Source organism: Halorubrum sp. (assembly GCF_046498025.1).
Classification (GTDB): Archaea; Halobacteriota; Halobacteria; order Halobacteriales; family Haloferacaceae; genus Halorubrum.
The window spans coordinates 54,573-79,694 of sequence record NZ_JAWOBM010000078.1 but is presented as its reverse complement, the minus strand read 5'-3'; the positions used below and the strand labels follow the sequence as shown (position 1 = coordinate 79,694).

Below are 25,122 nucleotides of genomic sequence, written 5' to 3'. Positions count from 1 at the left end.
ATCGACGACGCGACGCCCCCCGGTGACGGGTGCCCCGCCGCCGACCTCCGGGACCTGCCGGCCTTCTCCGACGGACGGACCCACTCGCTGCCCGGCGAGCCGGAGTGGCCGGTCAGGGAGGTCGCCGTCGAGTACGATCCCGGCTGGTACGTGGGCGGGTACGACCGCGTCGAGCAGCCGGACGGGTCGGAGAAGAAGTACTACTGGGCGGAGCTGTCGCCCGCGACGGTCGTGGTCGCGGTCGCCGACGGCGACGTGCTGTTCGTCGAGCAGTACCGCCCGACGGTTCGGAACACCCAGCTGGAGCTACCCGCGGGGATCGTGGAGCCTGGCGAGTCGTACACCGCCGCCGGGGCGCGCGAGCTCGCCGAGGAGACGGGGTTCGCGCCCTCCTCGACCTCGCTGCTCCAGGAGGTGTGGTGTTCGACGGGGGTGCTCCGCCACAAGCGCGGGTACGTGTTCGCCGAGGGGCTCGACCCCGTGAGCGTCGACCACGACAGCAACGAGTTCCTCGCGCCGCGAGCGGTCCCGGTCGAGGAGGCGCTCGAAATCGCCCGCGCGCCCCCGACGAACGACGCGACACTGGAGGGACTGCTGCTCGCCGATAACGAGGGGCTGCTCTGAGCGCGGCGGCCGGTCCCGACCGCGCCGCGTCCCCCGAACGCGACGACTGCATCGAAACCCGACGAACGTCCAGTTCACCGCGGAGAAGCGGAGATATTAGTCGGCTCGCCCCCTATCTCTTGGCATGAGCCAGACCTCGGAACAGTCGGTGTTGCTCTCTGACGACCCGCCCCTCGACCTCCGGCTCTCGGAGTCGGAACTCGAGGCGACCCGCGAGCGCGTCGTCTCGTTCATCGCGGACGTCGTCGACGACGCGGGCGCCGAGGGGGCCGTCCTCGGCCTCTCGGGCGGTATCGACTCGACGCTGACCGCCTACCTCGCCGTGGAGGCGCTCGGCGAGGACGGGCTCCACGGGCTCACCATGCCCTCGGAAGTCAACGACCCGGACGTGATGAGCGACGCCGAGCGCGTCGCGCACGACCTGGGGATCGAGTACGACGTGGTCGAGATCCAGCCGATCGCGGAGTCGTTCTTCGACGCGTTCCCGGAAGCCGCCGCCGACCAGACCGCGGCGGGGAACGTGTACGTCCGGACGCGGGCGGTCCTCAACTACTTCGTCGCCAACGCCGAGAACAGGGTCGTCCTCGGCACGGGGAACCGCGCGGAGGCGATGACGGGGTACTACACCAAGTACGGCGACCAGGCGGTCGACTGCAACCCGATCGGGAACCTCTACAAACAGCAGGTCCGTCAGCTGGCCGCGCACGTCGGCGTCCCGCGGGACCTCGTGATGCAGGAGCCGACCGCGGGAATGTGGGAGGGACAGACCGACGCGGCCGAGCTGGGCCTCGACTACGACGTCGTCGACGCGATTCTGGCGGTCCACGTCGACGGGGGGCTCTCCCGGTCGGCGACGGTCCGCGAGCTCGGCGTGCCCGAGACCGCCGTCGACCGCGTCGTCGACCTCTACGAGCGCAGCGCTCACAAGCGGTCGATGCCGCCGGCTCCGGAGCGGTAGACGGAGACCGAACGGCACAAAAACGGCCGATCAGGCGTCGTGCGCCCGTTGTTTCGTGACTTCCGCGATACCGGCGTTGGCCGAGCAGTTCGGACACGCGTGGATCCGACCGCGCGCGTCCGAGAACACGCGGGCGAACCGGTCCGAGACGTGCGCGTCGCAGTGTTCACACGTGGGCATCGTGGAGGCATCCTCGGTGTGAGATGGCGTCGTGTGTCATGGTGTTCTATGCATGTGAACGTTGGGCACGAACGCGTAAGTGGGCTTTCCGAACTCTGTCCCAAATTTCCCCCAAAAGCGCGTCGACGGCCGGAGTCAGCGACCGTCGAGCCGAGCCTCAGAACGCCCGGAGATCCTCGAGCACGGCCGCAGCGGAGCCGTCGTCGATAGCCTCGCGGGCGGCGTCCAGCCCGTCGTCGATCGAGTCGGCGTCCTCGCGGGCGTAGATCCGGAGCGCGGCGTTGACCGCGACCGCGTCGGCGAAGGCGTCGTCGCGGTCGCCGGCCAGCACCTCCTCCGTGATCTCAGCGGAGTCGGCGGCGACGTCGTCGACCGCGAGGTCAGCCTCTTCGAGGTCCATCCCGTACTCAGCGGTCTCGATCTCGAAGTCGTCGAAGGATACGCCCTCGCTGCCGGTCTCGTCGTCGTCGGCCGTCTCGCCGCCGTCGGCGTCCCACTCTGCGACCTTGGTGTAGCCGGGTCGGACGTCGTCGTACCCCTCCATGCCCTGGAACATCAGGACGCGGTCGAGGTCGTGGAACTCGCTCTCGACGAACGTGTCGACCACCTTCTTCGCGAACGCGAGGTGGTAGAAGGAGCCGAGGTGGACGGACGCCCCGGCGGGGTTCGTCAGCGTCTCGATCGTGTTGACGAACGTCCGGACCCCCATCTGGTCGCGGCGGTCGAACAGGTCGTCGATCGCGGGGTTGAACGCGGGCTGGTAGTAGAAGCCGAACCCGGTCTCGTCGACCATGTCGGCGGAGTCGCCGGGCGTCAGCTCGGTGTGGACGCCCAGCTCGTCTAAGACGTGCTTGTAGGCGTCCTGCTTCTGCGTGGGGACGCGGTCGCCGGAGTGGACGACGACGGGGGTGCCGGCCGCGGCGGCGACGACGCCGGCGGCGACGCCGAGGATCGCGGTCCGTCCCTTCCCGTCGTAGTTGGCGCCGCAGTCGACCGGGTCGGCGTCGGGTTCGGCGTACTCGACGCGGTCGCACATCACGTCGACGTACGCCCCGAGCTCCTCTGGCGTGTTCCGCTTCCAGCGGTTCGAGAGCCAGAACGCGCCGAGTGTGGTCGGGTCCGGTTCGCCCGCGAGGATGCGCTCGAACGCCTCGGTCGCCTGCGCGCGCGACAGGTCGTCGGCCGACTTGTGGCCGGAGCCGCAGACCTCGGTCATCAGCCGCTTGAGGGGCCAGTCGCCGAACTCCTGAGTCGCCTGAGCCATACGCGCCGTTGGGGACCTCGAACGAAAAGTCCCTCGCTCGACTCCCGAGTCGCGGGAACGGGCCGCGCTGGGAGGAGGTCCGCGCCGGGATGCGGGCCGCGCCGGGAGGCAGGCTGCGCCGGGATGCGGGCCGCGGAGAAGACGCGTCGGGCGGCGCGCGCGAGCGACGGACCCGACGAACGAGTCGGATCGCGCCGGTGCCGTGGTAGTCAGTCACACATCTTTATCAGACAATCGTTCGTTTTTAGACTATTTTGTGTCTGATACAGAGTATTCTGTCGCTAATATATTCTGTAACGCGCCAATAAAGGCGTTAGAGTTATATGTATGTCCACCCAGTGAAGAATTGTTCCCGATGACGTCAAAATCTCTGGCCACCGCACTGACGCTGTATCGCGCTCGCACTCTGACGCTCAAACAGGCCGCCACCGTCGGCGGTTGCTCGACGGCGCAACTAGAGGAGAGCGCCCGCGCGTTCGCGCCGACGCCGGAGCGGACCCCCGCTGACGACTGACCCCCCTCCGAGCCGCCCGGAACGGCCGCCGTTCTCCGAAACCCGTAGGTACGAGCGACGCGAACAAGACGTAATGAGTCTGGACGCCGACTGGCGGACCGGGATCGACGCGGTCGACGCGGCGCTCATCGACGAGTACCAGAGCGGGTTCCCCGTCGAGCCGCGCCCGTTCGAGCGAGTCGCCCGCGACATTGCGGCCGAAACCGGTGCGGACGTCGACGCCGACGAGGTTCTCGACCGCGTCCGCGACCTCCGCGAACAGGGCGTGTTCCGGCGGTTCGGCGCGGTGCTGAATCCCCCGGTCATCGGTTCCTCGACCCTCGCCGCGGTGCGCGCGCCGGAGGACCGGTTCGACGAGGTCGCCGAGATCATCAACGGCTACCGACAGGTGAACCACAACTACCGGCGCGACCACGAGTGGAACCAGTGGTTCGTCGTCACCGCCGGCTCCCGGGAGACGCGCGACGCGATCCTCGCGGAGATCGAGGAGCGGACCGGCTGCGAGGTGCTGAACCTCCCGATGCTCACGGACTACTACATCGACCTGGAGTTTCCCGTGGTCAACGGAGACCGGTTCGCCCGGGAGTCCCTCGACCACACCGCGGTCTCCGCCACCCGCATCTCCGAGGACGCCCGCGGCGACCTGAGCGCGTTGGAGGCGGACCTCCTCCTGGCGATCCAGGACGGCTTCCCGCTGTCGGCGACCCCCTACGCCGACGTGGCGGACGAGATCGACGCCCCGCTCGACGACGTGCTCGCGGCGGTCGAGCGCCTGCTCGCCGACGGCTGTATCAAGCGTATCGGCTGTGTGGTCAACCACGTCGTCACCGGGTTCACGAACAACTGCATGGTCGTCTGGGACGTGCCCGACGACGAGCTCGACGAGCGCGGCGAGGCGGTCGGGAGCCTGCCGTACGTGACGCTGTGTTACCATCGGCCCCGGCGGACGGACCAGGAGTGGGAGTACAACCTGTTCACGATGATCCACGGCCGCGAGGCCGAGGCCGTCGACGCCAAGATCGACGAGCTGGCGGCCGAGCACCTACCGTTCGCCCACGAGCGGCTCTACTCGACGGAGACCCTGAAACAGACCGGCGCGCGATACGAGGACCTCGTCGCCGACGGCGAGTAACGAGGCGCCGACTACTACTACCGAGACGACGGCGACCAACGAGACGTCGACGGTCCTGAAAAACGGACGGGAGAGCGGAAGACGAATCCGCGTCTCTCAGTCGTCGCCGAACGACGCGGCCGGCTCGTCCGCGTCAAGGGCGTCGTTGCCGAGGGCGTCGGCGTCGAGGCCGCGTCCCGCGTCGAGTCCGTCGAGCGCGTCCGCGCCCGCGACCGCGACGACGACGAAGCCGACCTTCGAGACGACGTCGAGGTAGACGAAGACGAGCATCTCCGTGGAACTCGTCAGGAGCCCGAGCCCGGTGGGCGCGAGCACCCAGACGACCGGGTACAGCGTCCAGAGGACGACCGTGATGTTCCGGAGGGTCCCGAAGACGGCCCGGACGCGGTCTCTCTCGGCCGACGCCGATCGCGGGAGCGTGACGAGCAGGCCGTAGACGAGCGCGACGTACGCCGCCGCGGCGACGCCGAACAGGGCCCATGAGCGCGTTCCCGCGGTGACGACCGCCGCGATTCCGCCGGCGATGATCACCACGTCGACGGCGATCAGTCCGGCGAGGACGCGGCGTGACGGCCGGGCGAGCAGGCCGAGGTACAGGAGCAGCAGCGGGGTCGTGATCAGCCAGTCGAGGTAGCGGGCGACCGGCAGGTCACCGCCCGGCGTCGCCACCGTCCCGAGCCCGAGCGCCATCGCGAGGTACGCGAGCGCCGCGACGCCGGTGACGCCGGCGAGGGTGGCGTAGTACCGCGCGTGCGACTCCCCCGACGCCGACGACCGGGTGGCCCAGTTCCACAGCGGCGGAACCGTTCCGGCGCCCATCGCGAGCAGGCCGAGCCACGCCCACACCGTCGTGTCGGTCAGCATCTCAGTTCACCCACTCTCCGGCGGCGCCGTCGTCGACTCCGCCGCCGTGCGAGAAATCGAAGTCGGTGTCCTCACCGCCCGCCGTCCCGCCGTCTGAGACCGCCGTGACGGCCGCGTTCGCGGCGTCCGGGTCGCCCGAGTCGGCTCCGGCGAGCGCGCCGTCGGCCGCGAACTCGAAGCCGCCGGCGGCGGCGCGGAGACGGCTGGCACGGTCGGAGAGCGACTCGGCGGCGGTCTCGACGGCCCCGAGGGTGCGCTCCTGTTCGTCGACCGCGCCGGTGACGTCGCCGGCCGCGCTGGCCGTCTGCGCGCTGATCGCGGAGACGTCCTCGACGTGGCCGACGACCGCGTCCACGGAGTCGGCCTGCGTCTCCGTGGCGCGGGTAATCTCGGTCATGCTGGTGTCGGTGCGCTCGGAGGCCTCCCGGCGCGCCGCCTCAGCCTCCTCGCGGGCGGTCTCGGCGTCGTCGATCTCGGCGCGGAGCGAGCCGCGCATGGCGTCGAACGCCTCGAACAGCCGGCCGATCTCGTCGGTCCGTCCCGTCTCGAGCGTCACGTCGAGGTCGCCCTCGGCCATCCGCTCCGCCTTCGCCGTGAGCCGGCGCAGCGAGATAACCGTGTTCGACCCGACCGTGACCCCGATGAGCGCGAGTCCGATGACCGTCAACAGCGTCATCCCGATCAGCCCGGAGCGGATCTCCGCGCCGACCGCCCCGATCCCCTCCGTTCGGAGGTAGACGACGGCCCCGTACGTCACTGAGATCCCCGTGACGCCGATCAGCGACAGCGCGAGTTTCGCGCCGTAACTCGACCGGACGCCGGAGAACGGTCCCTCTTGCATGGGGTGTCGATCCCCAGGGCGACGACCGAATTAATAACTGTGACAAAAATATCAGATCTGAGAACCCTGTGCGACCCGAAATCGAGCGGGGCTTCCGTCGCCCCGCGTGTTGCGAGACCGACGCCAGCGCGCGAGACCGGTACGTTGAGGGGCGTTGCGGTCCCCGGATGAGTATGTCCAACGCGTTCGATCGGCTCGGGTACGGGACGTACAAGCTGGCGGACGGCGAGGAGTGCGTCGCCGGGGTCGCCCACGCCCTCGAGACGGGGTACCGTCACGTCGACACGGCGCAAGGGTACGACAACGAGGCGTCGGTGTCGGCGGGGATCGACCGCACCGACGTCGACCGCGACGACCTGTTCGTCGCGACGAAGCTCTCGACGGACAACCTCTCGTACGACGACGCGGTCGCGACCGCCCGGGTGAGCCGCGACCGGCTCGGGGTCGACTCGATCGACCTCCTCTACGTCCACTGGCCGATCAACACCTACGACCCGGCGGAGACGCTGCCCGCGCTCGACGACCTCGTCGACGAGGGCGTCGTCGACCGCATCGGGCTCTCGAACTTCCGGCCCGATCAGCTCGAGACGGCCATCGACCGGCTCGACCACGACGTGTTCGCCCACCAGGTGGAGTGTCACCCGCTGCTCCAGCAGACGGAGCTGCGCGAGCTCGCCGTCGAGCACGGCCACTGGCTCGTCGCGTACTCGCCCATCGCGCGCAACCGGGTCGCGGACGTGGACGCCCTTCGGGAGGTCGCCGAGAAACACGACGCGAGTCCGGCGCAGGTGAGCCTCGCGTGGCTGCTCTCGAAGGAGCGGGTCGCGCCGATCCCGAAGGCCGCCGACCCCGACCACGTCGAGGCGAACTGGGCGGCGCGCGACCTCGAGCTCGATCCCGAGGACGTCGACCGGATCGACGCTCTCGACCGGGGAGAGCGCGTCGTCGACTTCGAAGAGGCGCCGTGGAACCGGGTGTGACCGGGGGCGCCCCCTCCGAGCGGATATATAGGTGTCCGGAGCCGACGTGACCGGTACAGCCGCCTCATAGTCGGTTTTACGTCGGTTCCGGCCGTTTCCGTATCTGTGACCGATCCCGACGTCGGCTCGCCTCAACGACCGGTGCTGCTCGCCGCCACGCCGAGCGCGGAGCGGGTCGTCGAGTGGCTCCGCACGCTCCTCCTGCTGGCCGGCGTGTCTGGACTCCTGATCGCGCTTGTCATGCTAGAGCTCCTCGTTCGGCTGTAGGATGACGCCGCGGCGGGTCCAGGTGTCGCCGCCGACGAGGCGACCCGGCCGACGTCCGCGGCGGAACTGAACGCCGTCCCGCACCGAACGGGGACCCAGACGGCCCTTCGGCCGCGGTTTCACTTTCGCTTTCGGGCGCGTTTTTAAAAGGTGCGGGAACGACGACACGGGTATGAGCCAGTCCACGTTCGACGACGACGACCTGTTCGGCGAGGCGGCCGAAGAGACCCGTGCCGAGGTCGAAGAGCACCTCGCGGCCGCTCGGAACGAGCTCCCGGACCCGGACGACGTGTGGGAGACGGACGCGGACAACGTGCTCGGCGCGCTCAACGGGCTCAAGTCCGCGCTCGACGTCGGCGACGCGCTCGACTCCGTCCGATCGGCGAAGAAGGCGTACGTGCTCGGCGAGCGGGCCGACGCCTTCGAGGACGCCGACGATTTGAAGTCGGAGATCGAGGAGCTGGAGTCGCTCGTCGGCGACATCGAGAGCGCCGCCGAGGAGGTCGCGTCGCTCACCGGCACCGTCCCGGCGATCCGCGGGTCGCTACAGGACGCCGCGGAGGCCGTCGACGAGGACGAGTAACGCTCTCTTTTTAAACGGACTCCCGCTCGACGACCGCCGCCGCGAGCTCCGCGAGCGCGTCGCTCGCGAGGTCGAGCAGGACCTCGCCGCGCTCGGCGTCGCCGGCGGCCGGGTCACCGACCACGCCGTTCTCCGCGAACTCGTCCGAGTCGTGCGCGAGGTTCACGCCCGAGACCCACTCGCCCCACCGGTCGGCGGCGCCTTCCCGCGCGGCCGCGACGCGGTCCTCGCGGACGAGCCCCGGGTTGGTCGCGCGCAGCAGCGCCGTCTCCAGCGGGCCGGCGTGGCCCATGTCGCCCGCGTGTTCGCCGACCGCCTCGAACCACGTGAACGCGACGGCGTACCCGTCGTGGGCGGGGTCCCGAGAGAACCGGCGGGCGACCTCCGCGAGCGCCTCCACGTTGCCGCCATGTCCGTTGACGAACACGACCCGGTCGATCCCGTGGTGCGGCAGCGATTCGGCCGCCTCGCGGACGTACGTCCGGAAAGCGTCCGGCGAGACCCACATCGTGCCGTCGAAGGCGCGGTGCTCCTCGGCGACGCCGACGGGGATCGACGGGGCGACGGCGACTTCGCCCGCGTCGCCTGCCGTCGCCCCGCCGCTCCCCGGCGATTCGGCCGCCGCCTCGTACGCCGCCGCCCCCGCCTCCGCGACGGCGACGGCGTCGAGCGTGTCCGTCCCCAGGGGCGCGTGGGGGCCGTGCTGTTCGGTGCTGCCGACGGGGACGAACGCGACGTCGACGTCGGCGTCGCGCACGTCGGTCCAGGTGGCGTCCGCGAGTCGCATACCGTCCCCTCTGCGGGACGCGTCGTATAGCCGACGGTCCCGGAGCGAGGCCCCGGCCGCGACCGGCGCGCGTCGGCCCGAGGAATTATTCCGGTGCCCGACGAGACGCCACGCATGGGTGACGAGAACGGGGAACACGGGCGAGCGGCGGGGGTTACGTTCGGACCGCTGAAGCGGGCGCTCCGCGAACACAGCTATCCGGTGTCCGTCGGGGAGCTGATCGAGCAGTACGGCGGGTTCGAGTTGGAGGTCGGAGGCGGGAGCGAACGGCTCGAAACGGCGTTAGAGCGGTGCGAACGGACGAGGTTCCACGAGCCGCAGGAGGTTCGCGACGCGGTCCTCCGCGCGCTCGGCGAGGGACCGGGAAGCGAGGGGGTCACCGCGGAGGGGAGCGGAGCGGAGGGCGACGGCGGCGGCGCGGACGACTGGAGTCGGCTGTCGATGTGAGCGGGGGCCATCGGGAGTCCAAGGCGCCTCGGTCTCGGGTTCGGGTGGTCGCGGGGAGCGTCGGGTCGACCGACGCCGCCGGGTCAGCCGAGGTCGCCGGGTCGACCGACGACGCCCGCTCAGTCGTCGTCGCTCTCCGCGTCCTCTATCAGGCGCGCGGTCCGCTGCTGGGCTCGGTCGATGAACTCCTGCGGAAGCTCGTCGATCTCGCCGGCCTGCACGCCCCAGAGGTGGGCGTAGAGCCCCGCGTTGTCGAGCAGTTCCGCGTGCGTCCCGCGCTCGACGATCTCGCCGCCCTCTAATACGAGGATCGTGTCGGCGTCCTTGATCGTGGAGAGCCGGTGGGCGATGGCGAACGTCGTCCGGTCGGCGGTGAGCCGGTCGAGCGAGCGCTGGATCAGCATCTCCGTCTCGGTGTCGACGTCGGAGGTCGCCTCGTCGAGGATGAGGATGTCGGGGTCCTTGAGGACCGCCCGCGCGATGGTGACGCGCTGGCGCTGCCCGCCGGAGAGCTTCACGCCGCGCTCGCCGACCATCGTGTCGTAGCCCTCCGGGAGGTTCTCGATGAACTCGTGCGCCTCCGCGGCCTTCGCGGCCTCGCGGACCTCCTCGTCGGTCGCGTCGAACGTGCCGTACGCGATGTTCTCACGGACGGTGCCGTAGAACAGGTACGACGACTGGCCGACGTAGCCGATCGACCGGCGGAGCGACTTGAGCGTCACGTCCCGGACGTCCTGCCCGTCGATCCGGATCGCGCCGTCGTCGACGTCGTACATCCGGAGCAGCAGCTTGAGGACCGTGGACTTCCCGGCGCCGGTCGGGCCCACCAGCGCGAGCGTCTCGCCGCCCTCGACCGCGAAGTCGACGTCCTCGATTATCGTCTCCTCGTCGTAGCCGAACGAGACGTCGTCGTAGACGACGTCGCCGTCGTCGACGGCCAGCTCCTCGGCGTCGGGGTCCTCGGCGAGCCGGGAGGGCTCGTCCATCAGCCCGAAGATCCGCGCGGAGGAGGCGCGGGCGCGCTGGTACATGTTGATGATCTGCCCGAACTGCGCCATCGGCCAGATGAACCGCTGGGTGTAGAGGATGAACACGACGAACATGCCGACCGAGAGCTCGCCGGTGAACGGCCCCGGCGGCGTCTCTTGGAACACCCAGAGCCCGCCGACGACGAAGGTGAGCACGAACCCGATTCCGGCGAGCACGCGGAGCCCGGGGAAGAACTTGATGCGGGTCTTGATCGCGCCCCAGTTGGCGTCGAAGTAGTCCATCGAGACGTCGTCGACGCGGTCGGACTCGTACGGCTCGGTGTTCGACGACTTGATCACCTGGATGCCGCCGAGGTTGTTCTCGAGCCGGGAGTTCATCTTCCCGACCGAGGAGCGCACCTTGGCGTACTTCGGCTGGATCGTCTTGATGAAGAGGTAGGTGAAGCCCCCGATGACCGGGACCGGGAGGAGCGCGACGAGCGCGAGCTGCCAGTTGATCCACACGAGGAGGAACCCGATGCCCAACACCATCACGGAGAGGCGGAACAGGGAGTTCATCCCGTCGTTTAAGAACCGTTCGAGCCGGTTCACGTCGTTCGAGAGGATCGACATCATCTCCCCGGTCTGCTTGTCGGAGAAGAACTCCATGTTCAGCCGCTGCATCTTGTCGTAGGTGTCGGTCCGGACGTCGTGCTGGATGTTCTGGGCGAACGCGTTGAACCCCCAGTTGCGGATCCAGTGGAAGCCGGCGCCGAGGCCGAACGCGGCCCCGATGACCGCGATGGTGAACCAGAACTGTTCCGTCTGTCCCGTGGGAAGCCACGCGTCCGGGAGGATCACGAGCGGGATCTGCTCGCTGAAGAGCGCGTCCTCGTAGAAGACGGCGTCGATGGCGATCCCGAGCATGAGCGGCGGGAGGAGATCGAGGAGCCGCGCGAAGACGCTGGCGAGGATACCGACGGTGACCTGCGGGAGGTAGTCGCGACCGTACGCGAGGAACAGCCGTTTCATCGGGTTCTCGATCTTGTCCCGTTGTTCCTCGAAGGGGTCGTCTTCCTCCCATTCGACACTACTCATTACCGTTCCATATCGTATCTGTCGGCAAATAGGTTTCCTTCGAACCGAAACATATCGGAGGAAATCGCCGGTATCGCGGGCCAACGACCGCGTTTCGGCCGGCGGATCCGCCTCCGGAGTCCGGAGGAGGGGTCACACCTCGCGGCGCTCGACCGACGGGTCGACGTCGGCGGCGGCGAGGTCCTCCCGGATGCGTCGCCGGAGGGGGTCGGGGACGTCGTCGCGGGGGACCGGGGCGGCCGTGGCGGTCGGCGTCGAGGCGTCGCGAGTCGACGACGCGTCCGCCGTCGTCGCGGCGTCGCCGCCGGGGGCGGGCACCGTCCAGTAGAGGACGCGCTCGGCCTCGGCGTAGAACTCCACCGCGAACCGGTCGCCGCCGCCGTCGTAGTGGACTCGGGCGGCGGCGCCCTCCGCGCGCCACCCCTCCTGTCGGACGAGCGCGGCGATCGAGTCGTGCATGGTCGCGTTCGGGGCGGCGGACACATGTCGGCTTCGGCCCCGGTCGACGAGGCCGTCTCCGTCGCGTCGCACTCGACGAGGCCGTCTCTGTTACGCCGCAATCGGCGGAGGCGACGACCGCGACGCCGACCTCGAAAGGAGTTTATCGCCGCCGACCGCAGGGCGGGTATGTCCCTTCGCGTCACGTTTCTCGGCACGGGCGGCGCGGTTCCGACCACCGAGCGCGCGCCGAGCGCACTGTTCGTCAACCGCGAGGGCGACCGCCTCCTCTTCGACTGCGGCGAGGGGACCCAGCGCGGCATGATGCGGTTCGGCACCGGGTTCGGGATCGACCACCTGTTCGTCTCGCACCTCCACGGCGACCACGTCCTCGGGATCCCGGGACTGGTCCAGACCCTCGGGTTCAACGACCGGACGGAACCCCTGACGGTCCACTGCCCGCCGGGGACCGCGGACGACCTCAGCGACCTCGTCCACGCGGTCGGTCACGACCCCGCCTTCCGCGTGCGCATCGAGGAGGTCGCGCCGGGGGAGGTGGCGCTCGACGCCGACGGCTACGAGGTCCGCGCCTTCGAGACGGAACACCGGACCGTCTCGCAGGGGTACGTCCTCGAGGAGGACGACCGCCCCGGCCGGTTCGACCGCCCGAAAGCCGAGGAACTGGGCGTCCCCGTCGGGCCGAAGTTCGGCCGGCTCCACGCCGGCGAGCCCGTCGAGGCCGAGGACGGGACGGTCGTCGAGCCGGAGCAGGTCGTCGGCCCGCCGCGACCCGGCCGGACGCTCGCGTACACCGCCGACACGCGCCCGCGAGAGCGGACGGTCGAGGTCGCCCGCGACGCCGACCTCCTCGTCCACGACGCGACGTTCACCGACGAGATGGCCGACCGGGCCCGCGACACGGCGCACTCGACCGGCCGGGAGGCCGGCGAGATCGCCGCTCGCGCCGACGCGAAGCGGCTGGCGCTGGTTCACGTCTCCTCGCGGTACGCCGCCGACGCCACTCCGATCCTGCGGGAGGCGCGAGCGGCGTTCGACGGCGACGTCCTGCTCCCCGACGACGGCGATCTGATCGAGGTGCCGTTCCCCGACGCGGCGGAGTGAACGAGGACCCCTCCGGCGATCGCGTCGCCGCCGAGAACGCACCGCGAGAAACCCCACGTATTCCCGCTCAGGGACACTCTGAGGAGCATTTTTGCGTATCGGCGCCCTATAATCCCGAGAAGCGATGTCCGACACACAGACGACGCAGACCGACGTCGAGGGGGATCTGGAGGCGACGGACCGGTTCGAATCGGTCCGGGAGCGCTTCGACCGGATCGACCGCGAGATCACGCGGCAGATGAACCGGCTCGGGATCCCCGCCCTCCGCGTCGCGCTCGGGATCGTGTTCGTCTGGTTCGGCGGGTTGAAAGTGGTCGGCGGGAGTCCGGCCGCGGAGCTCGTCGCCGCGACGGTGTACGTGGTGCCGGCGGAGATGTTCGTCCCGATCCTCGGGGTCTGGGAGGTGCTCATCGGGCTGTGTCTGCTGTACCGGCCCCTCATCAGAGTCGGGATCCTGCTGTTGTTCCTCCAGATGCCCGGCACCTTCCTGCCGATCGTCCTCCTGCCCGACGTCGTGTTCACGACGTTCCCGTTCGGGCTGACCGTCGAGGGACAGTACATCGTCAAGAACCTCGTGATCATCGGGGCCGCGCTCGTCGTCGGCGGGACCGTTCGCGAGGACGCCGACGAGTAAGGGCCGCGCGCCGGGCGATACCGTCGCCCGCAGGGCCGCCCGCGCCGCCCGAGACCCGCGCCCGGGAAACCTTGATGAGTCGCGGCGCCGACTCCTCGCGTATGTCCGACGACTGCGTCTTCTGTTCGATCGTCGCCGGCGACATCCCGGCCCGGACCGTCCACGAGACCGAGGACGTGCTGGCGTTCCTCGACGCCAACCCGTTGGCTCGCGGGCACACCCTCGTGATCCCGAAGGCCCACGCCGAACACGTCGGCGACCTCGACGGCGACCTCGCGAGCGATCTGTTCGCGGCCGTGACCGAGCTCAACTCGCGCGTCCAGTCGACCGTCGGCGCCGACGGCGCCAACGTCGGGATCAACGACGGCGAGGCGGCCGGCCAGGAGGTCCCGCACGTCCACGTCCACATTATCCCGCGGTTCGAGGGCGACGGCGGCGCGCCGCTCCACGCGGTGGGCGGCGAGCGACCGGACCTCTCCGACGACGAACTGGACGCCGTGGCCGAAGCGATCGCCGAGTGAGAGGCTGACTCGGGGGTCGCGGGGACGCCGGCCGGCGGCCGATCGCCCGCCGACCTACCCCCGCCCCCCCGCCAGCCGGTCGGCCTCCGGGAGCGTGCGGAGCCACAGCATCGCCCCGGTGCCCACGAGCGGCCCGACGACGAGCGGGGCGAAGGCCCACTGCCAGCCGGCGGCGTCCCGCACGAGGGAAACCAGCTGGATCGAGGCGATGGTGATGAGGAAGCCGACGGCGGTCTGTAGCGTCAGCGCGGAGCCGACGTAGCTCTCGTCGGCGAGTTCGGAGACGGCGGCTGAGAACTGCGCGGAGTCGGCCACGATGAAGAAGCCCCAGACGAGGACGAACGGGACGACCACGAGCGGCGACGACCCGAAGACGACGCCCGCGAGCAGACAGGCGCTCCCCGAGACGGCCATGGACAGGCTGGTGACGGCGGACCGACCCCAGCGGTCGGCCGCGGATCCGGCCAGCCACGCGCCGACGCCGCCGATCGCGATAGTCGCGAACGCCAGCAGCGCGGCGCGGCCGTCGGCGTCGACCACCCCGCCGACCTCGAAGCTCGCGGCGATGTAGAACGGGATCCACGTCCAGACCGCGTACAGCTCCCACATGTGACCGAAGTAGCCGGTGTTCGCGAGGACGACGCCGCGGTCGGTGACGATCCGGCGGATCGCGCCCGGATCGAACGGTGCCGTCTCGGGCTGGTGCGGCCCGTCCTCGTACGCGAGGACGAGCGCGCCGCCGAGCGCCGCCAGCGCGGCCGTGCCGTACAGGACCGCGTCGGGGCGACCGATCCCGCCGACCGCTCGAAGGAGGTGCGGCGAGGCCGACCCGACCGTCAGCGCGCCGACCAGGACGCCGATGGCGAGCCCCCGCCCGGCGTCGAACCACGACGCCATCATCTTCATGCCGGTGGGGTACACCCCCGCGAGCGCGACGCCCGTCAGGGATCGCAGGGCGATCGCGGGCGGGCCGCTGGCGACGACCGCCGCGATGGCCGCCGTCCCCGCCGCGCCGAGCAGTGCGGAGCCGGCGAACAGGTACCGCGGCGGGACGACGTCGGCGATCGTGAGCGACGCCGAGGCGAGGGCCCCCACGACGAAGCCGAGCTGGACCGCGTTGGTCAGCCAGGCCGTCTCGGCCGCGGAGAGCCCCCACGCCGCGGCCAGCTCCGGCCCGACGGCCGTCCCGCTGAACCAGAGCGTCATCGCGAACAGCTCCGCGACGCCGACGAGCGCGAGCGCGCGCCACTTCCCGTCTGCGATAGCGGCCATATGTCAGTGTCGATACCAATAACCGAGACATAAACGTTGTGGCCGGCGCTGCGGCGATCCGCGACGCTTAACAATCGACCCCAGTGAGCAGAGCCATGCACACCAGAACGCTCGCGCTCGTCGGGGCGACCGGCGGCGCGGGAACGACGCGAACCGCCGTCGAACTGGCCGCGCTGGGGGCGCGCGACGGCCGCGACGTGGCCGTGATCGACGCCGCGTTCACGACGCAGGGGCTCTCCGAGTACGTCGCCGGTCGGATCGGCACCGACCTCACGGCGCTGCTCACCGACGAGACCGACGCGTCGCTGTCGGCGGCGGCGTACCCGATCCGCGCCGGCCGCGGCGGGGACGACGCGGGCGAGGCGGCGACGCTCCCCGGACGCGCGGACCTGATCCCGGCCCGGGCGCCGTTCGAGCGCGTTGCCAGGGCGAAGACGGCGGAGGCCGCGCGGAAGTTGGAGCGTCGGATCGACGAGGCGACGACCGCCTACGACGCCGTGATCGTCGACGTCGCCCCGGTCGGGTCGAACGAAGCGGTCGGGGCGGTCGCGGCCGCCGACCGCGTCGAGGCGGTGACGCCCGCGACGGCGCACGGTCGCGACGCGCTCCAGCGGCTCCGCGGTCGAGTGGCCGACGTCGGCGAGAGCGTCGACGGGACGATCGCGGTGGAGCGCGCCGCGGGAGCCGACTCCGAGGGCAACGGCGGGGTGAGCGCCGACACTCGACTCCCGGCCGTCGACCCCGCGGTCCGGAGCGCTCCCGAGGCGGCGACCGGGACCGGCGCGTACGTCGAGGCGCTGGCGGGGGCGTACGAGCGCGCGTTCGACGCGTCGGTGGGGATCGAGTTCGAGGAGCCGGGGCTGGTCGAGCGGATGCGGTCCCGAGGGTAAGCGGGGAAACGAGCGGGAGGAGAGGCGCCGGGTCGCGACCCCGTCAGCGCAGGCCGTCGGGCGAACCCAGCGCGCCGCCGAGCGCGTCGCCGTCGCCGAGCGGTGCGGACCCCGCGACGTGCGCGTCGACGGCGTCGGCGACCGCGGGGACCGAGTCGTGCGTCTCGACGTACGTCGCCAGCGCGAAGTCCGCCTCGTCGCCGCCGGCGAGCGCGACGGCCTCGCTTCGCGCGATCCGCCCGTCGAGCCAGTCGCGGACGACGCTCCGTCGGCTCGGCGCCAGTGGGCAGACGCCCTCGACGCCGCAGCGGTGCAGCGCCTTCGCGCCCGTCATCGGCGTCACGCCGGCCTCGCGGGCGGCGTCGCCGACGCTCCGCCCGGCCGTGTACGCGTCGACGAGCGTCGCGGTCGCGGCCGGGGTACACGGGAGGTCGTCCGCGTGCGCCGCGAGGCGCTCGACGAGCGGCGTCTCCGTGTCGTCGGCGACGGCGACCCCGCGGTTCCGCTGGCTCGCGGTCACCTCCAGCCCGTCCGCGATCTCCGACAGCGTCATGCGAACCGGTAGCTCGTTCGAGGGGTTAAAACCACCGTACTGCGGCGGGACGGAGACGCCGATCACCGACCGGTTACCGGTCGGTTCGAGCGCGCCGATCCGGTCGATCGACCCCGAATCCCCCCGGGTTTAAGTAAGGGATCGGGCCCGAGTTCGACGTGTGATGAGCCCGGCACGCTCGACCCGCGTCCGTTCGCACCGCACCGAGACGACCGACCGCGACGAGGAGCCGACGGCGACCGCCGTCGACACCGACCGCGACGAGCGGAGAGGCGGGGCGGCGAAATCCGCCGTCGACGAGTGCCCCGAATGCGGCGGCCGGACCCGCGTCGACGCCGCCGAACGCGTCTGCACCGACTGCGGGCTCGTCGTTGAGGCCGATCGGATCGACCACGGCCCGGAGTGGCGGTCCTTCGCCGACGACGACACGAATCCCAAGCGCACCGGCGCACCGCTGACGCGCTCCCGACACGACCGCGGGCTCTCGACTGAGATCGGCCGGTCGACCCGCGTGAAGGGGCGGAAGCGCCGACGGCTCGCCCGCATGCGGACCCAGCACAACCGCGCGCGGATCTCGACCAAGCGGGACCGCAACAAGGTGTACGCCTACACCGAGATCCGTCGGCTGACCGGCGTCTTGGAGCTCCCCGGCAGCGTCCGCGACACGGCCTGCGCGCTGTTCGACTCCGCGCAGGACGAGAGCCTGCTTCGCGGCCGGTCGCTGGAGGGCTTCGCGGCCGCCTGCGTCTACGTCGCCTGCCGCACCGCCGACGTCGCCCGGACCGTCGGGGAGATCTGCGCCGAGGCGAAGGCGACCGAGGACGAACACCGGGCCGCCTTCGACGCGATGAACCGGGAGCTCGGGCTCCCGATCGGGCCGACTGGCCCGGCGGAGTACCTCCCGCGGTTCGCGAGCGACCTCGGCTGCTCGACCGACGTGGAGCGGCGGGCGGGCGAGCTCGCGGCGCGCGCCGTGAGCGAGGGGATCGCGAACGGCCGCAACCCGGTCGGCGTCGCCGCCGCCTGCCTGTACACGGCGGCCCGGGAGCTGGGCGCCGACTGCACGCAGCAGGAGGCCGCCGACGTCGCCGACGTGACGCCCGTGACGGTCCGGCGGACGTACGTGGACCTGACCGGGGAGTGACCGGCCGTCGGCGGGGCGCGGGGGGCGGAGTCGTCAGCCGACCAGGAACCAGCCCAGCGCGACGACGGCCCCACCGAGGGCGGAGCTGACGGCGGCGTGGGTGCGCAGGCGGTCACGGAGACGGTGACCGTCGGCCGCGGCGTCCGGGGGACAGGTCTCGCTCCCGGCGGTGCACTCGGGCAGCAGGTCGACGGCGACGTGGAGGAACACCCCCGCTCCGACGCCGAACAGCAGTCCGCGGACGACGGTTGGCGGCATGAGTCCGGTCGCGCCGACCGGGAGAGCGACAAGACCGACGGCGGCCGCCGGGAGCGCGAGCACGGCGACCGAGCGGTCCCGCCCGGCGAGGCGTCGCGCCGCGGCGTACCCGGCCGGCGCCTTATGAGAGACCAGCGCGATGCCGAGCAGCGACGTGAGCGACGGCATCGCGCTGTAGATGGCACCGATGATCGCGCCGGCCGCGAGGGCGTGGACCGTCAGCTCCGCGGCGGTGTGGTCGACCGGGAGGTCGAGGTGCGTGAACCGGTGTCCGAGCGAGTGACCGGCGTACCCGGCCAAGAAGCCGATGGCGATTCCGAGGCCGCCGAAACTCTCGTGCTGAGCGAGCGCCTGCGGGATCAGGAACAACGCCGTGCTCGTCACCATCGCGCCGCTCGCCAGCCCGTACCCCCAGACCGGTTCGAGAGGGTGATCGGCCGCCGCCGCCCGGGCGCCCAGCGGCGCGCCGAGGGCCATGGCACCGAACGCGACCCACGAGATGGCGACCAGCTTCCACGTGACTCCCGTAGCCAGCGCGAGGGCCGAGAGAGCGACGAGCGCGACCACGCCGCCGCCGCCGACCGCCCGCTCGCGGGTCTCCGACCGGCCGCGCTCACCGGTTACCCGTCGGGCGAAGCTTTCGAACACCATTATTGTACAGTAATAACTATACTACTTGTATTAATAAATATTGCGCCGGGGGTGCGAGGGGCGTCCGGAGCCGAGTGGCGTCGCGAAGCGGTCGAAGGGTTCCGAAGCGACGGAGACCGCCGCGTCCCTAGCCGGTCGTATTTTAAAATACGACGGAAGCGACGGCGGGTCGCGCCGCTCGGGAGCGCTCGGTACCGATCACGTGACGTGGGGACGGATACCACGAAAACCGTTAAGCCCGGCTGTCGCTTATGAGCGTCCATGAGCGCTGACAGGTCCGCGTTACGGCGGGCCATCGAGCGCGGCGAGCGCGACGGCGGCGCGATCGAGTTCAAGGAGCGACTGACACGCGAGGTCCACTTGGCGGAGGGACGGATGGAGTCGCTCGTGGCCCAGCTCCGCCACCGGGTGCTCTCCGGGGACGGCGAGGCGACCTACGTCCTCGGGGTCACCGACGACGGCGGGCTGGCCGGGATCGCGCCCGAGGCCTTCTCCGAGACGATGGACGTCCTCTCGCTCCTGGCCGACGAGGCGGACGCCCACATCGCCGACGTGGAGACGTGGAGCGCCGGCTCCGCGGGCAACGGGAGCGCGGAGGGGCTCGTCGGCCTCGCCACCCTCCGCGACGGCGGGATGTTCGAGACGGACGACGACCACCTCGTGATCGGGACGGCGGGCCACGTGGACCACGGGAAGTCGACGCTCGTCGGTACCCTCGTGACCGGTCGGGCCGACGACGGACAGGGCGGCACGCGAGGCTTCCTCGACGTCCAGCCCCACGAGGTCGAGCGGGGGCTCTCCGCCGACCTGTCGTACGCCGTCTACGGGTTCGACGAGGGCGACGGCGAGCCGGTACGGATGGACAACCCGCACCGCAAGTCCGACCGCGCGCGGATCGTGGAGGAGGCCGATCGGCTCGTCTCGTTCGTCGACACGGTCGGCCACGAGCCCTGGCTCCGGACGACGATCCGCGGGCTGGTCGGCCAGAAGCTCGACTACGGGCTCCTCGTCGTCGCCGCGGACGACGGGCCGACGAAGACGACCCGCGAGCACCTCGGCATCCTGCTGGCGACCGAGCTGCCGACGATCGTGGCGATCACGAAGGCCGACGCCGTGAGCGACGAGCGGCTCACCGAGGTCGAGCGCGAGGTGGAGTCGACGCTCCGGGACGCCGGGCAGACGCCCCTGCTCGTCGATCGACACGGGATCGACGCGGCGGTCGCGGAGGTCGGGGACGGCGTCGTCCCGCTGCTCCGGACCAGCGCGGTGACGAAGGAGGGAATCGGGACGCTCGACCGGCTGTTCGAGACGCTCCCGAAGCGGGCGACGCCGGAGCGCGCGGAGTTCCGGATGTACGTCGACCGGAGCTACAAGGTGACCGGGGTCGGCGCGGTCGCGTCCGGCACCGTCAACTCCGGCACCGTGGAGGCCGGCGACGAGCTCCTGCTCGGCCCGATGGCCGACGGCACCTTCCGGGAGGTGGAGGTGCGCTCGATCGAGATGCACTACCACCGGGTCGACAAGGCGACCGCCGGCCGGATCGTCGGCATCGCGCTGAAAGGCGTCGACGAGGCCGAGATCGAGCGCGGGATGGCCCTCGTGCCGCGAGAGAGCGACCCCGAGCCGGTCCGCGAGTTCGAGGCGGAGGTGATGGTGTTGAACCACCCGACGCGGATCCAGGAAGGGTACGAGCCGGTCGTTCACGTGGAGACCGTCTCCGAGGCGGCCGTCTTCGCGCCCGAGGGCGGCCGGCTGCTGCCCGGGGACACCGGCCGGACGCGGGTCCGGTTCAAGTTCCGGCCGTACCTCGTCGAGGAGGGCCAGCGGTTCGTCTTCCGAGAGGGTTCGAGCAAGGGCGTCGGAACCATTCGTCAGGTGGAATCCCGCAGTCGGGACTGAGCGCGGAAGAAGACGGTCCGGCCGAGAACCGTCCGGCGAAAAGGGACGCGGCCGGGTCCGCTACGGACGGTCACTGCCTCGCGTGCCTGTCCTCCGGTGCTCCCGATACACCGACGCTGACGTGGACGTCGCCCCCGAATACATAATCAAAAATTATGAATTTTACACACGGTGATCGGTTGTATTGAATTCGGAATTTCTCAGTTCGTTTCGTTCTGTCATCTGTTATTTATCCGGTGTAAATTCGCCCAACTGTGAGACTGATCGGCGCAGAGACGAGAGTTTCACAGCAAACCGGTGGCAAAGTTTATACCGATATCCCCGGATCGTGAGGGTATGGCACGTGAATTCGACACAGAACTAGGTATCACTCGTCGGCAAGCGCTGGCGAGCGGGATGGCGGTTTCGTCCTCGATGCTGCTCGCCGGCTGCGCCGGTGACGGCGGGGACGGCTCGGACGGGTCAGACGGCTCCGACGGGAACGACAGTTCCGACGGGTCCGACGGTGACGACCTGCCGAACCAGGAGCTGTACTTCGCGCAGGTGAAGGGACCGCTCGACATGGACCCGATCATCATCAACGACGTCCCGTCCGCGCAGATCGCGAACCAGATCTTCGACGGGATCTACGAGTACGACGAGGGCGTCGGTATCGTACCGAAGATCGCGTCCGAGGCGCCGACGATCGAACGCGACGGCACCCGATTCATCGTGCCGGTCCGCGACGACGCGACGTTCCAGAACGGCGACCCGGTCACGGCTGAGGACGTCATGCACACCGTTGTCGCCCCCGCGGAAGAGGAAACCGAGAACGCCGCGGAGGTCAACATGGTCGACACGGCGGAAGTGATCGACGACTCGGCAGTCCAGTTCGACCTCTCGTTCCCGTACGGCGCGTTCGAGGTGGCCCTCGTTCGGAGCGTGGTGAGCCAGTCGGTTCGGACCGACGACCGGGACGCGTACAACACCGACCCCGTCGGCTCCGGACCGTACCAGCTCGTCGAGTGGGAGCCGGAGAGCTACGCGACGCTCGAGCGGTGGGACGACTACTGGGACGACTCGAACGGCCTGCCGAACGTCGCGACCATCGAGTTCGACCCGATCGAAGAGCAGACGACGCGGGTGACCGAGCTGGAGACGGGCAACGTCGACATCATCGAGACGATCCCCCCGCAGCTGTACGAGACCGTTGAGAACAACGAGAGCGCCACGATCGACGAGGAGCCCGGCGTGGGGTACTTCTACCTCGCGTTCAACTGCGGCGAGGGACCGACGTCCGACCCCGTCGTGCGCGAGGCGGTCGACTACTGCTTCTCGATGGACCAGGCCATCGAGAACTTCGTCGCGCCGGCCGGCGTCCGGCAGGTGAGCCCGTACCCGCAGACGATGGCCGAGGAGTGGGAGTTCCCGCTCGACGAGTGGGGCGACATCTCGCACGACCGCGACCTCGACGAGGCGGAGGCGCTGTTCGAGGAGGCGGGCGTCGACATGGATTACGACTGGCGCATCATCGTGCCGCCGGACGACATGCGCGAGCAGATCGGCGTCTCGATCGGTGACGGCCTGCAGAACGCCGGCTTCGAGAACGTCGAGGTCCAGCGGCTCGACTGGGGGACGTTCACCGACGCGTACACCAGCGGGGACGAAGAGGATTTCAACATGTACACGCTCGGCTGGTCCGGCTCGCCCGACCCCGACGCGTTCGCGTACCAGCTGCTGAGCCAGGAGGTCGAGGGCGTCACCAACGGGACGTTCCACGACTACGACGAGGCCTCCGAGATGCTGACGCAGGCCCGCGAGAGCGCGGACCGCGAGGAACGTCGCGAGCTCTACATCGACGCGACGACGGAGCTGCTCGAGGGGCGCGTCCACATCCCGGCGTACAACCTGAACAACTCCTACGGGATCCACGAGCGCGTCTCCGACTTCAGCGCGCACGCGATCTCGAGCGAGATCCAGATCTTCACCGGACACAACAACGTCTCGGTGGAGTGAGGCCGAACGGCGCCCCGGTCCGGGCGCAGGACGGCTTCCGAGGGAGTCCGTCGGGAGCCGGCGAGTTCGACCGGTCCGGGCGCACCGGTGGCGGAGCGCGCCGGGTGAACGACGGCGGGAGGCGGAACGGCGACAGGAGGCGGAGCGGCGACGGAAGAGCGGTTAAAACCGGCGAAATCGGGAGACTGCGGCGACCGAACCGGTGACGATCAGTCAGGTATAACACCACGGTCCGAACTACACAGTAACAACACGCCACGAAATGGGGCTCCTACGGTACACACTCTGGCGGCTCGCACAGTCGATTCCCGTACTGATCGGTATCATCACGATCACGTTCTTCCTCGCCAACCAGATCCCCGGCGATCCGGTCGAGATCATGCTGGGGCCGACCCCGGCACAGGAACAGGTCGAGGCGATTCAGGCTCGGTACGGCCTGGATCGGCCGGCCCACGAGCGGTATCTGGCGTACCTGTCCGGCGTCGCCGCCGGTGATCTCGGACAGAGCATCTACTACGACCGGCCAGTCTTAGAGATGATCCTGATCCGGCTGCCGGTGACGCTGTACCTCACGGTGTCGGCGTTCATGTTCGCCATCGCGACGGCGATCCCGCTGGGCGTCCTCTCGGCGAAGCGACGCAACAAGCCGGCCGACCACGTCTCGCGGATCGTCTCGCTCATCGGCGTGTCGACGCCGTCGTTCTGGATTGGACTGATGCTCATCATCGTGTTCGCGTTCTACCTCGGCTGGTTCCCCGCCCGCGGGCTCCCGTTACCGTGGGCCGACCCGGCCGACATCCGCGGCGCGGAGACCCAACTGGAGGTGATACGGACGTCGCTCCACCACCTCGTGATGCCGATGGTGGCGCTCGGAACGCTTCAGATGGCGCAGATCACGCGGATCGAACGGTCGTCGATGGTGGAGTCGCTCCAGGGCGAGTACGTCAAGCTCGCCCGGGCGTACGGGGTTCCGGAGTCGAAGATCGTTCGGAAACACGCCTTCCAGGTCGCACAGCTGCCCGTGATAACGATCATCGGCCTCGGCCTCTCAACGGCCCTCGGCGGCGCGGTGCTGACCGAGACGGTCTTCGAGATACAGGGCATGGGCCGGCTGATCATCACGGCGATCAACAACCAGGACTACGAACTGATCATGGGAACGACGTTCATGTTCGGCGTCGCGTTCGTCATCGGCGTCATCATCACCGACGTCGCGTACGCCTACATCGACCCGCGGGTCGCCTACGGTGACGACTAATGTCGACAAAAACGGACCCGCGGACGGACGACGGTACGGCGGCCGGCGAGAGCGGCGCCGGCGAGATCGAGGCGCGCGTGGGTCTCCGCTACACGCTGAAACAGGTCAAACGCGACACGACGGCGCTGATCGGCATCTACACCGTCGGGTTCGTCACCCTCGTCGCGTTGGTGGCGGCGATCGACTACTACCTCCTCGACTACGCGATCGCGGAGACGATCTGGTACAGCCCGGTTCAGGACCCGGATCAGGTGCAGCGGCTCCTGCCGCCCGTCGGGATGGAGAACCAGTACGGCCCGGGCGTCATCGAGCATCCGATGGGGACCGACCACCGCGGTCGCGACATCTTCGTACGCCTGTTCTACGGGACACGGATCGCCATCACCGTCGGCTTCATGGCGACGGGTATCGGTCTCCTCGGCGGGACCCTGATCGGAGCGGTCTCCGGCTACTACGGCGGGTGGATCGACGACGTGCTCCAGCGGGTCACGGAGACCATCTACGCCATTCCGTTCCTCGTGCTGGTGATCGCCTTCATGACGGCGTTCGGCCGCGACCTCACCTTCGCGATGATCGGCGTGGGGATCACGTCGATACCGGTGTTCAACCGGCTCATCCGTTCGCGAGTCGTCTCGATCCGCGAGGAGGACTACATCGAGGCCGCGCGCGCGGCCGGCGTAAAAGACCGGAACATCATCTTCCGGCACATCATCCCGAACAGCTTCGCCCCGGTGCTCGTGCAGGCGACGCTCCAGATCGGGGTGAGCATCCTGATCGTCGCCGGGCTCTCGTTCCTCGGGTTCGGCGCGCAGCCGCCGACCCCGTCGTGGGGGCAGATGCTCTCGGCGTCTCGGAACTACATGCTCCCGGCGCCGACGTTCAGCCTCTTCCCCGGGATCGCGATTCTGATCACCGTCATCGGGTTCAACATTCTCGGCGACGGGCTCCAGGACGCACTCGACCCCCGCATCAACAACTGA

General features: G+C 69.9%; 27 protein-coding genes. 17 read left to right on the top strand and 10 right to left on the bottom strand.

All coding sequences use genetic code 11. The features are described from left to right. Positions 1 to 624: an NUDIX hydrolase gene (locus tag R6U01_RS14445; RefSeq protein WP_410287157.1), complete on the top strand. Its 624-nt coding sequence runs from the start codon at positions 1 to 3 to the stop codon at positions 622 to 624. 124 nt (positions 625 to 748) lie between these two features. Further along, positions 749 to 1,582 (top strand): NAD+ synthase, encoded by an 834-nt coding sequence (locus tag R6U01_RS14440; protein WP_410287144.1) that lies wholly within the window; start codon positions 749 to 751, stop codon positions 1,580 to 1,582. Positions 1,583 to 1,612: 30 nt separating this feature from the next. Here the strand turns inward: R6U01_RS14440 and R6U01_RS14435 are convergent, their stop codons facing one another. Further along, entirely contained in the window at positions 1,613 to 1,762 is a 150-nt protein-coding gene (locus R6U01_RS14435) for a hypothetical protein (RefSeq protein ID WP_170938266.1), read from the bottom strand. A 157-nt stretch (positions 1,763 to 1,919) separates the two neighbouring features. Further along, positions 1,920 to 3,026, bottom strand: coding sequence for an anthranilate phosphoribosyltransferase (locus R6U01_RS14430; RefSeq protein WP_410287143.1), 1,107 nt, complete (start codon positions 3,024 to 3,026; stop codon positions 1,920 to 1,922). Positions 3,027 to 3,381: 355 nt separating this feature from the next. Between R6U01_RS14430 and R6U01_RS14425 the strand changes: the two genes are divergently transcribed. Together R6U01_RS14425 and R6U01_RS14420 are read left to right on the top strand one after the other, a co-directional pair. Then, entirely contained in the window at positions 3,382 to 3,540 is a 159-nt protein-coding gene (locus tag R6U01_RS14425) for a hypothetical protein (RefSeq protein WP_410287142.1), read from the top strand. A gap of 73 nt (positions 3,541 to 3,613) precedes the next feature. Next, the gene (locus tag R6U01_RS14420; RefSeq protein WP_410287141.1) at positions 3,614 to 4,672 is read left to right on the top strand and encodes an Lrp/AsnC family transcriptional regulator; all 1,059 of its coding nucleotides are present in this window, start codon (positions 3,614 to 3,616) and stop codon (positions 4,670 to 4,672) included. Between the two features lie 96 nt (positions 4,673 to 4,768). Here the strand turns inward: R6U01_RS14420 and R6U01_RS14415 are convergent, their stop codons facing one another. Then, on the bottom strand, positions 4,769 to 5,536 hold the full coding sequence (locus R6U01_RS14415; RefSeq protein ID WP_410287140.1) for a bacteriorhodopsin: 768 nt from the start codon (positions 5,534 to 5,536) through the stop codon (positions 4,769 to 4,771). Between the two features lies 1 nt (position 5,537). Beyond that, the gene (locus R6U01_RS14410; protein WP_410287139.1) at positions 5,538 to 6,377 is read right to left on the bottom strand and encodes a HAMP domain-containing protein; all 840 of its coding nucleotides are present in this window, start codon (positions 6,375 to 6,377) and stop codon (positions 5,538 to 5,540) included. Positions 6,378 to 6,550: 173 nt separating this feature from the next. On the opposite strand from R6U01_RS14410, the gene R6U01_RS14405 reads away from it, so the two are divergent. The 3 genes from R6U01_RS14405 (at position 6,551) to R6U01_RS14395 (ending at position 8,207) form a co-directional block, all read left to right on the top strand. Further along, positions 6,551 to 7,357, top strand: a complete 807-nt coding sequence (locus tag R6U01_RS14405) for an aldo/keto reductase (protein WP_410287138.1) — start codon at positions 6,551 to 6,553, stop codon at positions 7,355 to 7,357. Between the two features lie 105 nt (positions 7,358 to 7,462). After that, on the top strand, positions 7,463 to 7,624 hold the full coding sequence (locus tag R6U01_RS14400) for a hypothetical protein (RefSeq protein ID WP_410287137.1): 162 nt from the start codon (positions 7,463 to 7,465) through the stop codon (positions 7,622 to 7,624). Positions 7,625 to 7,796: 172 nt separating this feature from the next. After that, positions 7,797 to 8,207 (top strand): DUF5790 family protein, encoded by a 411-nt coding sequence (locus tag R6U01_RS14395; protein WP_410287136.1) that lies wholly within the window; start codon positions 7,797 to 7,799, stop codon positions 8,205 to 8,207. 10 nt (positions 8,208 to 8,217) lie between these two features. On the opposite strand, the gene R6U01_RS14390 is transcribed toward R6U01_RS14395, so the two are convergent. After that, positions 8,218 to 8,994: a creatininase family protein gene (locus tag R6U01_RS14390; RefSeq protein WP_410287135.1), complete on the bottom strand. Its 777-nt coding sequence runs from the start codon at positions 8,992 to 8,994 to the stop codon at positions 8,218 to 8,220. A gap of 114 nt (positions 8,995 to 9,108) precedes the next feature. Here R6U01_RS14390 and R6U01_RS14385 point away from each other — a divergent pair, with 114 nt between their 5' ends. After that, the gene (locus R6U01_RS14385) at positions 9,109 to 9,441 is read left to right on the top strand and encodes a hypothetical protein (protein WP_410287134.1); all 333 of its coding nucleotides are present in this window, start codon (positions 9,109 to 9,111) and stop codon (positions 9,439 to 9,441) included. Between the two features lie 119 nt (positions 9,442 to 9,560). On the opposite strand, the gene R6U01_RS14380 is transcribed toward R6U01_RS14385, so the two are convergent. Together R6U01_RS14380 and R6U01_RS14375 are read right to left on the bottom strand one after the other, a co-directional pair. Beyond that, positions 9,561 to 11,507 (bottom strand): ABC transporter ATP-binding protein, encoded by a 1,947-nt coding sequence (locus R6U01_RS14380; protein WP_410287133.1) that lies wholly within the window; start codon positions 11,505 to 11,507, stop codon positions 9,561 to 9,563. 132 nt (positions 11,508 to 11,639) lie between these two features. Next, a complete protein-coding gene (locus R6U01_RS14375; protein WP_410287132.1) occupies positions 11,640 to 11,966 on the bottom strand; it encodes a hypothetical protein in 327 nt (108 codons plus the stop codon). A 168-nt stretch (positions 11,967 to 12,134) separates the two neighbouring features. On the opposite strand from R6U01_RS14375, the gene rnz reads away from it, so the two are divergent. From rnz to R6U01_RS14360, 3 genes are all read left to right on the top strand, one after another. Beyond that, positions 12,135 to 13,067: a ribonuclease Z gene (gene rnz, locus R6U01_RS14370; protein WP_410287131.1), complete on the top strand. Its 933-nt coding sequence runs from the start codon at positions 12,135 to 12,137 to the stop codon at positions 13,065 to 13,067. Between the two features lie 124 nt (positions 13,068 to 13,191). Continuing rightward, positions 13,192 to 13,701, top strand: a complete 510-nt coding sequence (locus R6U01_RS14365; RefSeq protein WP_410287130.1) for a hypothetical protein — start codon at positions 13,192 to 13,194, stop codon at positions 13,699 to 13,701. Between the two features lie 101 nt (positions 13,702 to 13,802). After that, on the top strand, positions 13,803 to 14,222 hold the full coding sequence (locus tag R6U01_RS14360; protein ID WP_410287129.1) for an HIT family protein: 420 nt from the start codon (positions 13,803 to 13,805) through the stop codon (positions 14,220 to 14,222). 54 nt (positions 14,223 to 14,276) lie between these two features. Here the strand turns inward: R6U01_RS14360 and R6U01_RS14355 are convergent, their stop codons facing one another. Next, positions 14,277 to 15,494 (bottom strand): MFS transporter, encoded by a 1,218-nt coding sequence (locus tag R6U01_RS14355; protein WP_410287128.1) that lies wholly within the window; start codon positions 15,492 to 15,494, stop codon positions 14,277 to 14,279. A gap of 95 nt (positions 15,495 to 15,589) precedes the next feature. Here R6U01_RS14355 and R6U01_RS14350 point away from each other — a divergent pair, with 95 nt between their 5' ends. Then, positions 15,590 to 16,384: an AAA family ATPase gene (locus R6U01_RS14350; RefSeq protein WP_410287127.1), complete on the top strand. Its 795-nt coding sequence runs from the start codon at positions 15,590 to 15,592 to the stop codon at positions 16,382 to 16,384. A gap of 43 nt (positions 16,385 to 16,427) precedes the next feature. Here R6U01_RS14350 and R6U01_RS14345 read toward each other — a convergent pair whose 3' ends face one another. Next, positions 16,428 to 16,937 (bottom strand): hypothetical protein, encoded by a 510-nt coding sequence (locus R6U01_RS14345; RefSeq protein WP_410287126.1) that lies wholly within the window; start codon positions 16,935 to 16,937, stop codon positions 16,428 to 16,430. Positions 16,938 to 17,100: 163 nt separating this feature from the next. On the opposite strand from R6U01_RS14345, the gene R6U01_RS14340 reads away from it, so the two are divergent. Then, a complete protein-coding gene (locus R6U01_RS14340; protein ID WP_410287125.1) occupies positions 17,101 to 18,081 on the top strand; it encodes a transcription initiation factor IIB in 981 nt (326 codons plus the stop codon). 33 nt (positions 18,082 to 18,114) lie between these two features. On the opposite strand, the gene R6U01_RS14335 is transcribed toward R6U01_RS14340, so the two are convergent. Then, on the bottom strand, positions 18,115 to 18,990 hold the full coding sequence (locus R6U01_RS14335; RefSeq protein ID WP_410287124.1) for a ZIP family metal transporter: 876 nt from the start codon (positions 18,988 to 18,990) through the stop codon (positions 18,115 to 18,117). A 261-nt stretch (positions 18,991 to 19,251) separates the two neighbouring features. Between R6U01_RS14335 and R6U01_RS14330 the strand changes: the two genes are divergently transcribed. The 4 genes from R6U01_RS14330 (at position 19,252) to R6U01_RS14315 (ending at position 25,122) form a co-directional block, all read left to right on the top strand. After that, positions 19,252 to 20,889: a GTPBP1 family GTP-binding protein gene (locus tag R6U01_RS14330; protein ID WP_410287123.1), complete on the top strand. Its 1,638-nt coding sequence runs from the start codon at positions 19,252 to 19,254 to the stop codon at positions 20,887 to 20,889. Between the two features lie 336 nt (positions 20,890 to 21,225). Continuing rightward, the gene (locus tag R6U01_RS14325; RefSeq protein WP_410287122.1) at positions 21,226 to 22,884 is read left to right on the top strand and encodes an ABC transporter substrate-binding protein; all 1,659 of its coding nucleotides are present in this window, start codon (positions 21,226 to 21,228) and stop codon (positions 22,882 to 22,884) included. 262 nt (positions 22,885 to 23,146) lie between these two features. Continuing rightward, on the top strand, positions 23,147 to 24,142 hold the full coding sequence (locus R6U01_RS14320; RefSeq protein ID WP_410287121.1) for an ABC transporter permease: 996 nt from the start codon (positions 23,147 to 23,149) through the stop codon (positions 24,140 to 24,142). After that, positions 24,142 to 25,122: an ABC transporter permease gene (locus tag R6U01_RS14315; RefSeq protein WP_410287120.1), complete on the top strand. Its 981-nt coding sequence runs from the start codon at positions 24,142 to 24,144 to the stop codon at positions 25,120 to 25,122. Before R6U01_RS14320 ends, R6U01_RS14315 begins: the two co-directional genes overlap by 1 nt.

Bases quoted from the DNA above. Each gene is read 5' to 3' on its own strand.
- R6U01_RS14440 (WP_410287144.1), top strand. From the start codon at position 749: ATGAGCCAGACCTCGGAACAGTCGGTGTTGCTCTCTGACGACCCGCCC.
- R6U01_RS14435 (WP_170938266.1), bottom strand. From the start codon at position 1,762: ATGCCCACGTGTGAACACTGCGACGCGCACGTCTCGGACCGGTTCGCC.
- R6U01_RS14430 (WP_410287143.1), bottom strand. From the start codon at position 3,026: ATGGCTCAGGCGACTCAGGAGTTCGGCGACTGGCCCCTCAAGCGGCTG.
- R6U01_RS14425 (WP_410287142.1), top strand. From the start codon at position 3,382: ATGACGTCAAAATCTCTGGCCACCGCACTGACGCTGTATCGCGCTCGC.
- R6U01_RS14420 (WP_410287141.1), top strand. From the start codon at position 3,614: ATGAGTCTGGACGCCGACTGGCGGACCGGGATCGACGCGGTCGACGCG.
- R6U01_RS14415 (WP_410287140.1), bottom strand. From the start codon at position 5,536: ATGCTGACCGACACGACGGTGTGGGCGTGGCTCGGCCTGCTCGCGATG.
- R6U01_RS14410 (WP_410287139.1), bottom strand. From the start codon at position 6,377: ATGCAAGAGGGACCGTTCTCCGGCGTCCGGTCGAGTTACGGCGCGAAA.
- R6U01_RS14405 (WP_410287138.1), top strand. From the start codon at position 6,551: ATGTCCAACGCGTTCGATCGGCTCGGGTACGGGACGTACAAGCTGGCG.
- R6U01_RS14395 (WP_410287136.1), top strand. From the start codon at position 7,797: ATGAGCCAGTCCACGTTCGACGACGACGACCTGTTCGGCGAGGCGGCC.
- R6U01_RS14390 (WP_410287135.1), bottom strand. From the start codon at position 8,994: ATGCGACTCGCGGACGCCACCTGGACCGACGTGCGCGACGCCGACGTC.
- R6U01_RS14385 (WP_410287134.1), top strand. From the start codon at position 9,109: ATGGGTGACGAGAACGGGGAACACGGGCGAGCGGCGGGGGTTACGTTC.
- R6U01_RS14380 (WP_410287133.1), bottom strand. From the start codon at position 11,507: ATGAGTAGTGTCGAATGGGAGGAAGACGACCCCTTCGAGGAACAACGG.
- R6U01_RS14375 (WP_410287132.1), bottom strand. From the start codon at position 11,966: ATGCACGACTCGATCGCCGCGCTCGTCCGACAGGAGGGGTGGCGCGCG.
- rnz (WP_410287131.1), top strand. From the start codon at position 12,135: ATGTCCCTTCGCGTCACGTTTCTCGGCACGGGCGGCGCGGTTCCGACC.
- R6U01_RS14365 (WP_410287130.1), top strand. From the start codon at position 13,192: ATGTCCGACACACAGACGACGCAGACCGACGTCGAGGGGGATCTGGAG.
- R6U01_RS14360 (WP_410287129.1), top strand. From the start codon at position 13,803: ATGTCCGACGACTGCGTCTTCTGTTCGATCGTCGCCGGCGACATCCCG.
- R6U01_RS14355 (WP_410287128.1), bottom strand. From the start codon at position 15,494: ATGGCCGCTATCGCAGACGGGAAGTGGCGCGCGCTCGCGCTCGTCGGC.
- R6U01_RS14350 (WP_410287127.1), top strand. From the start codon at position 15,590: ATGCACACCAGAACGCTCGCGCTCGTCGGGGCGACCGGCGGCGCGGGA.
- R6U01_RS14345 (WP_410287126.1), bottom strand. From the start codon at position 16,937: ATGACGCTGTCGGAGATCGCGGACGGGCTGGAGGTGACCGCGAGCCAG.
- R6U01_RS14340 (WP_410287125.1), top strand. From the start codon at position 17,101: ATGAGCCCGGCACGCTCGACCCGCGTCCGTTCGCACCGCACCGAGACG.
- R6U01_RS14335 (WP_410287124.1), bottom strand. From the start codon at position 18,990: ATGGTGTTCGAAAGCTTCGCCCGACGGGTAACCGGTGAGCGCGGCCGG.
- R6U01_RS14330 (WP_410287123.1), top strand. From the start codon at position 19,252: ATGAGCGCTGACAGGTCCGCGTTACGGCGGGCCATCGAGCGCGGCGAG.
- R6U01_RS14325 (WP_410287122.1), top strand. From the start codon at position 21,226: ATGGCACGTGAATTCGACACAGAACTAGGTATCACTCGTCGGCAAGCG.
- R6U01_RS14320 (WP_410287121.1), top strand. From the start codon at position 23,147: ATGGGGCTCCTACGGTACACACTCTGGCGGCTCGCACAGTCGATTCCC.
- R6U01_RS14315 (WP_410287120.1), top strand. From the start codon at position 24,142: ATGTCGACAAAAACGGACCCGCGGACGGACGACGGTACGGCGGCCGGC.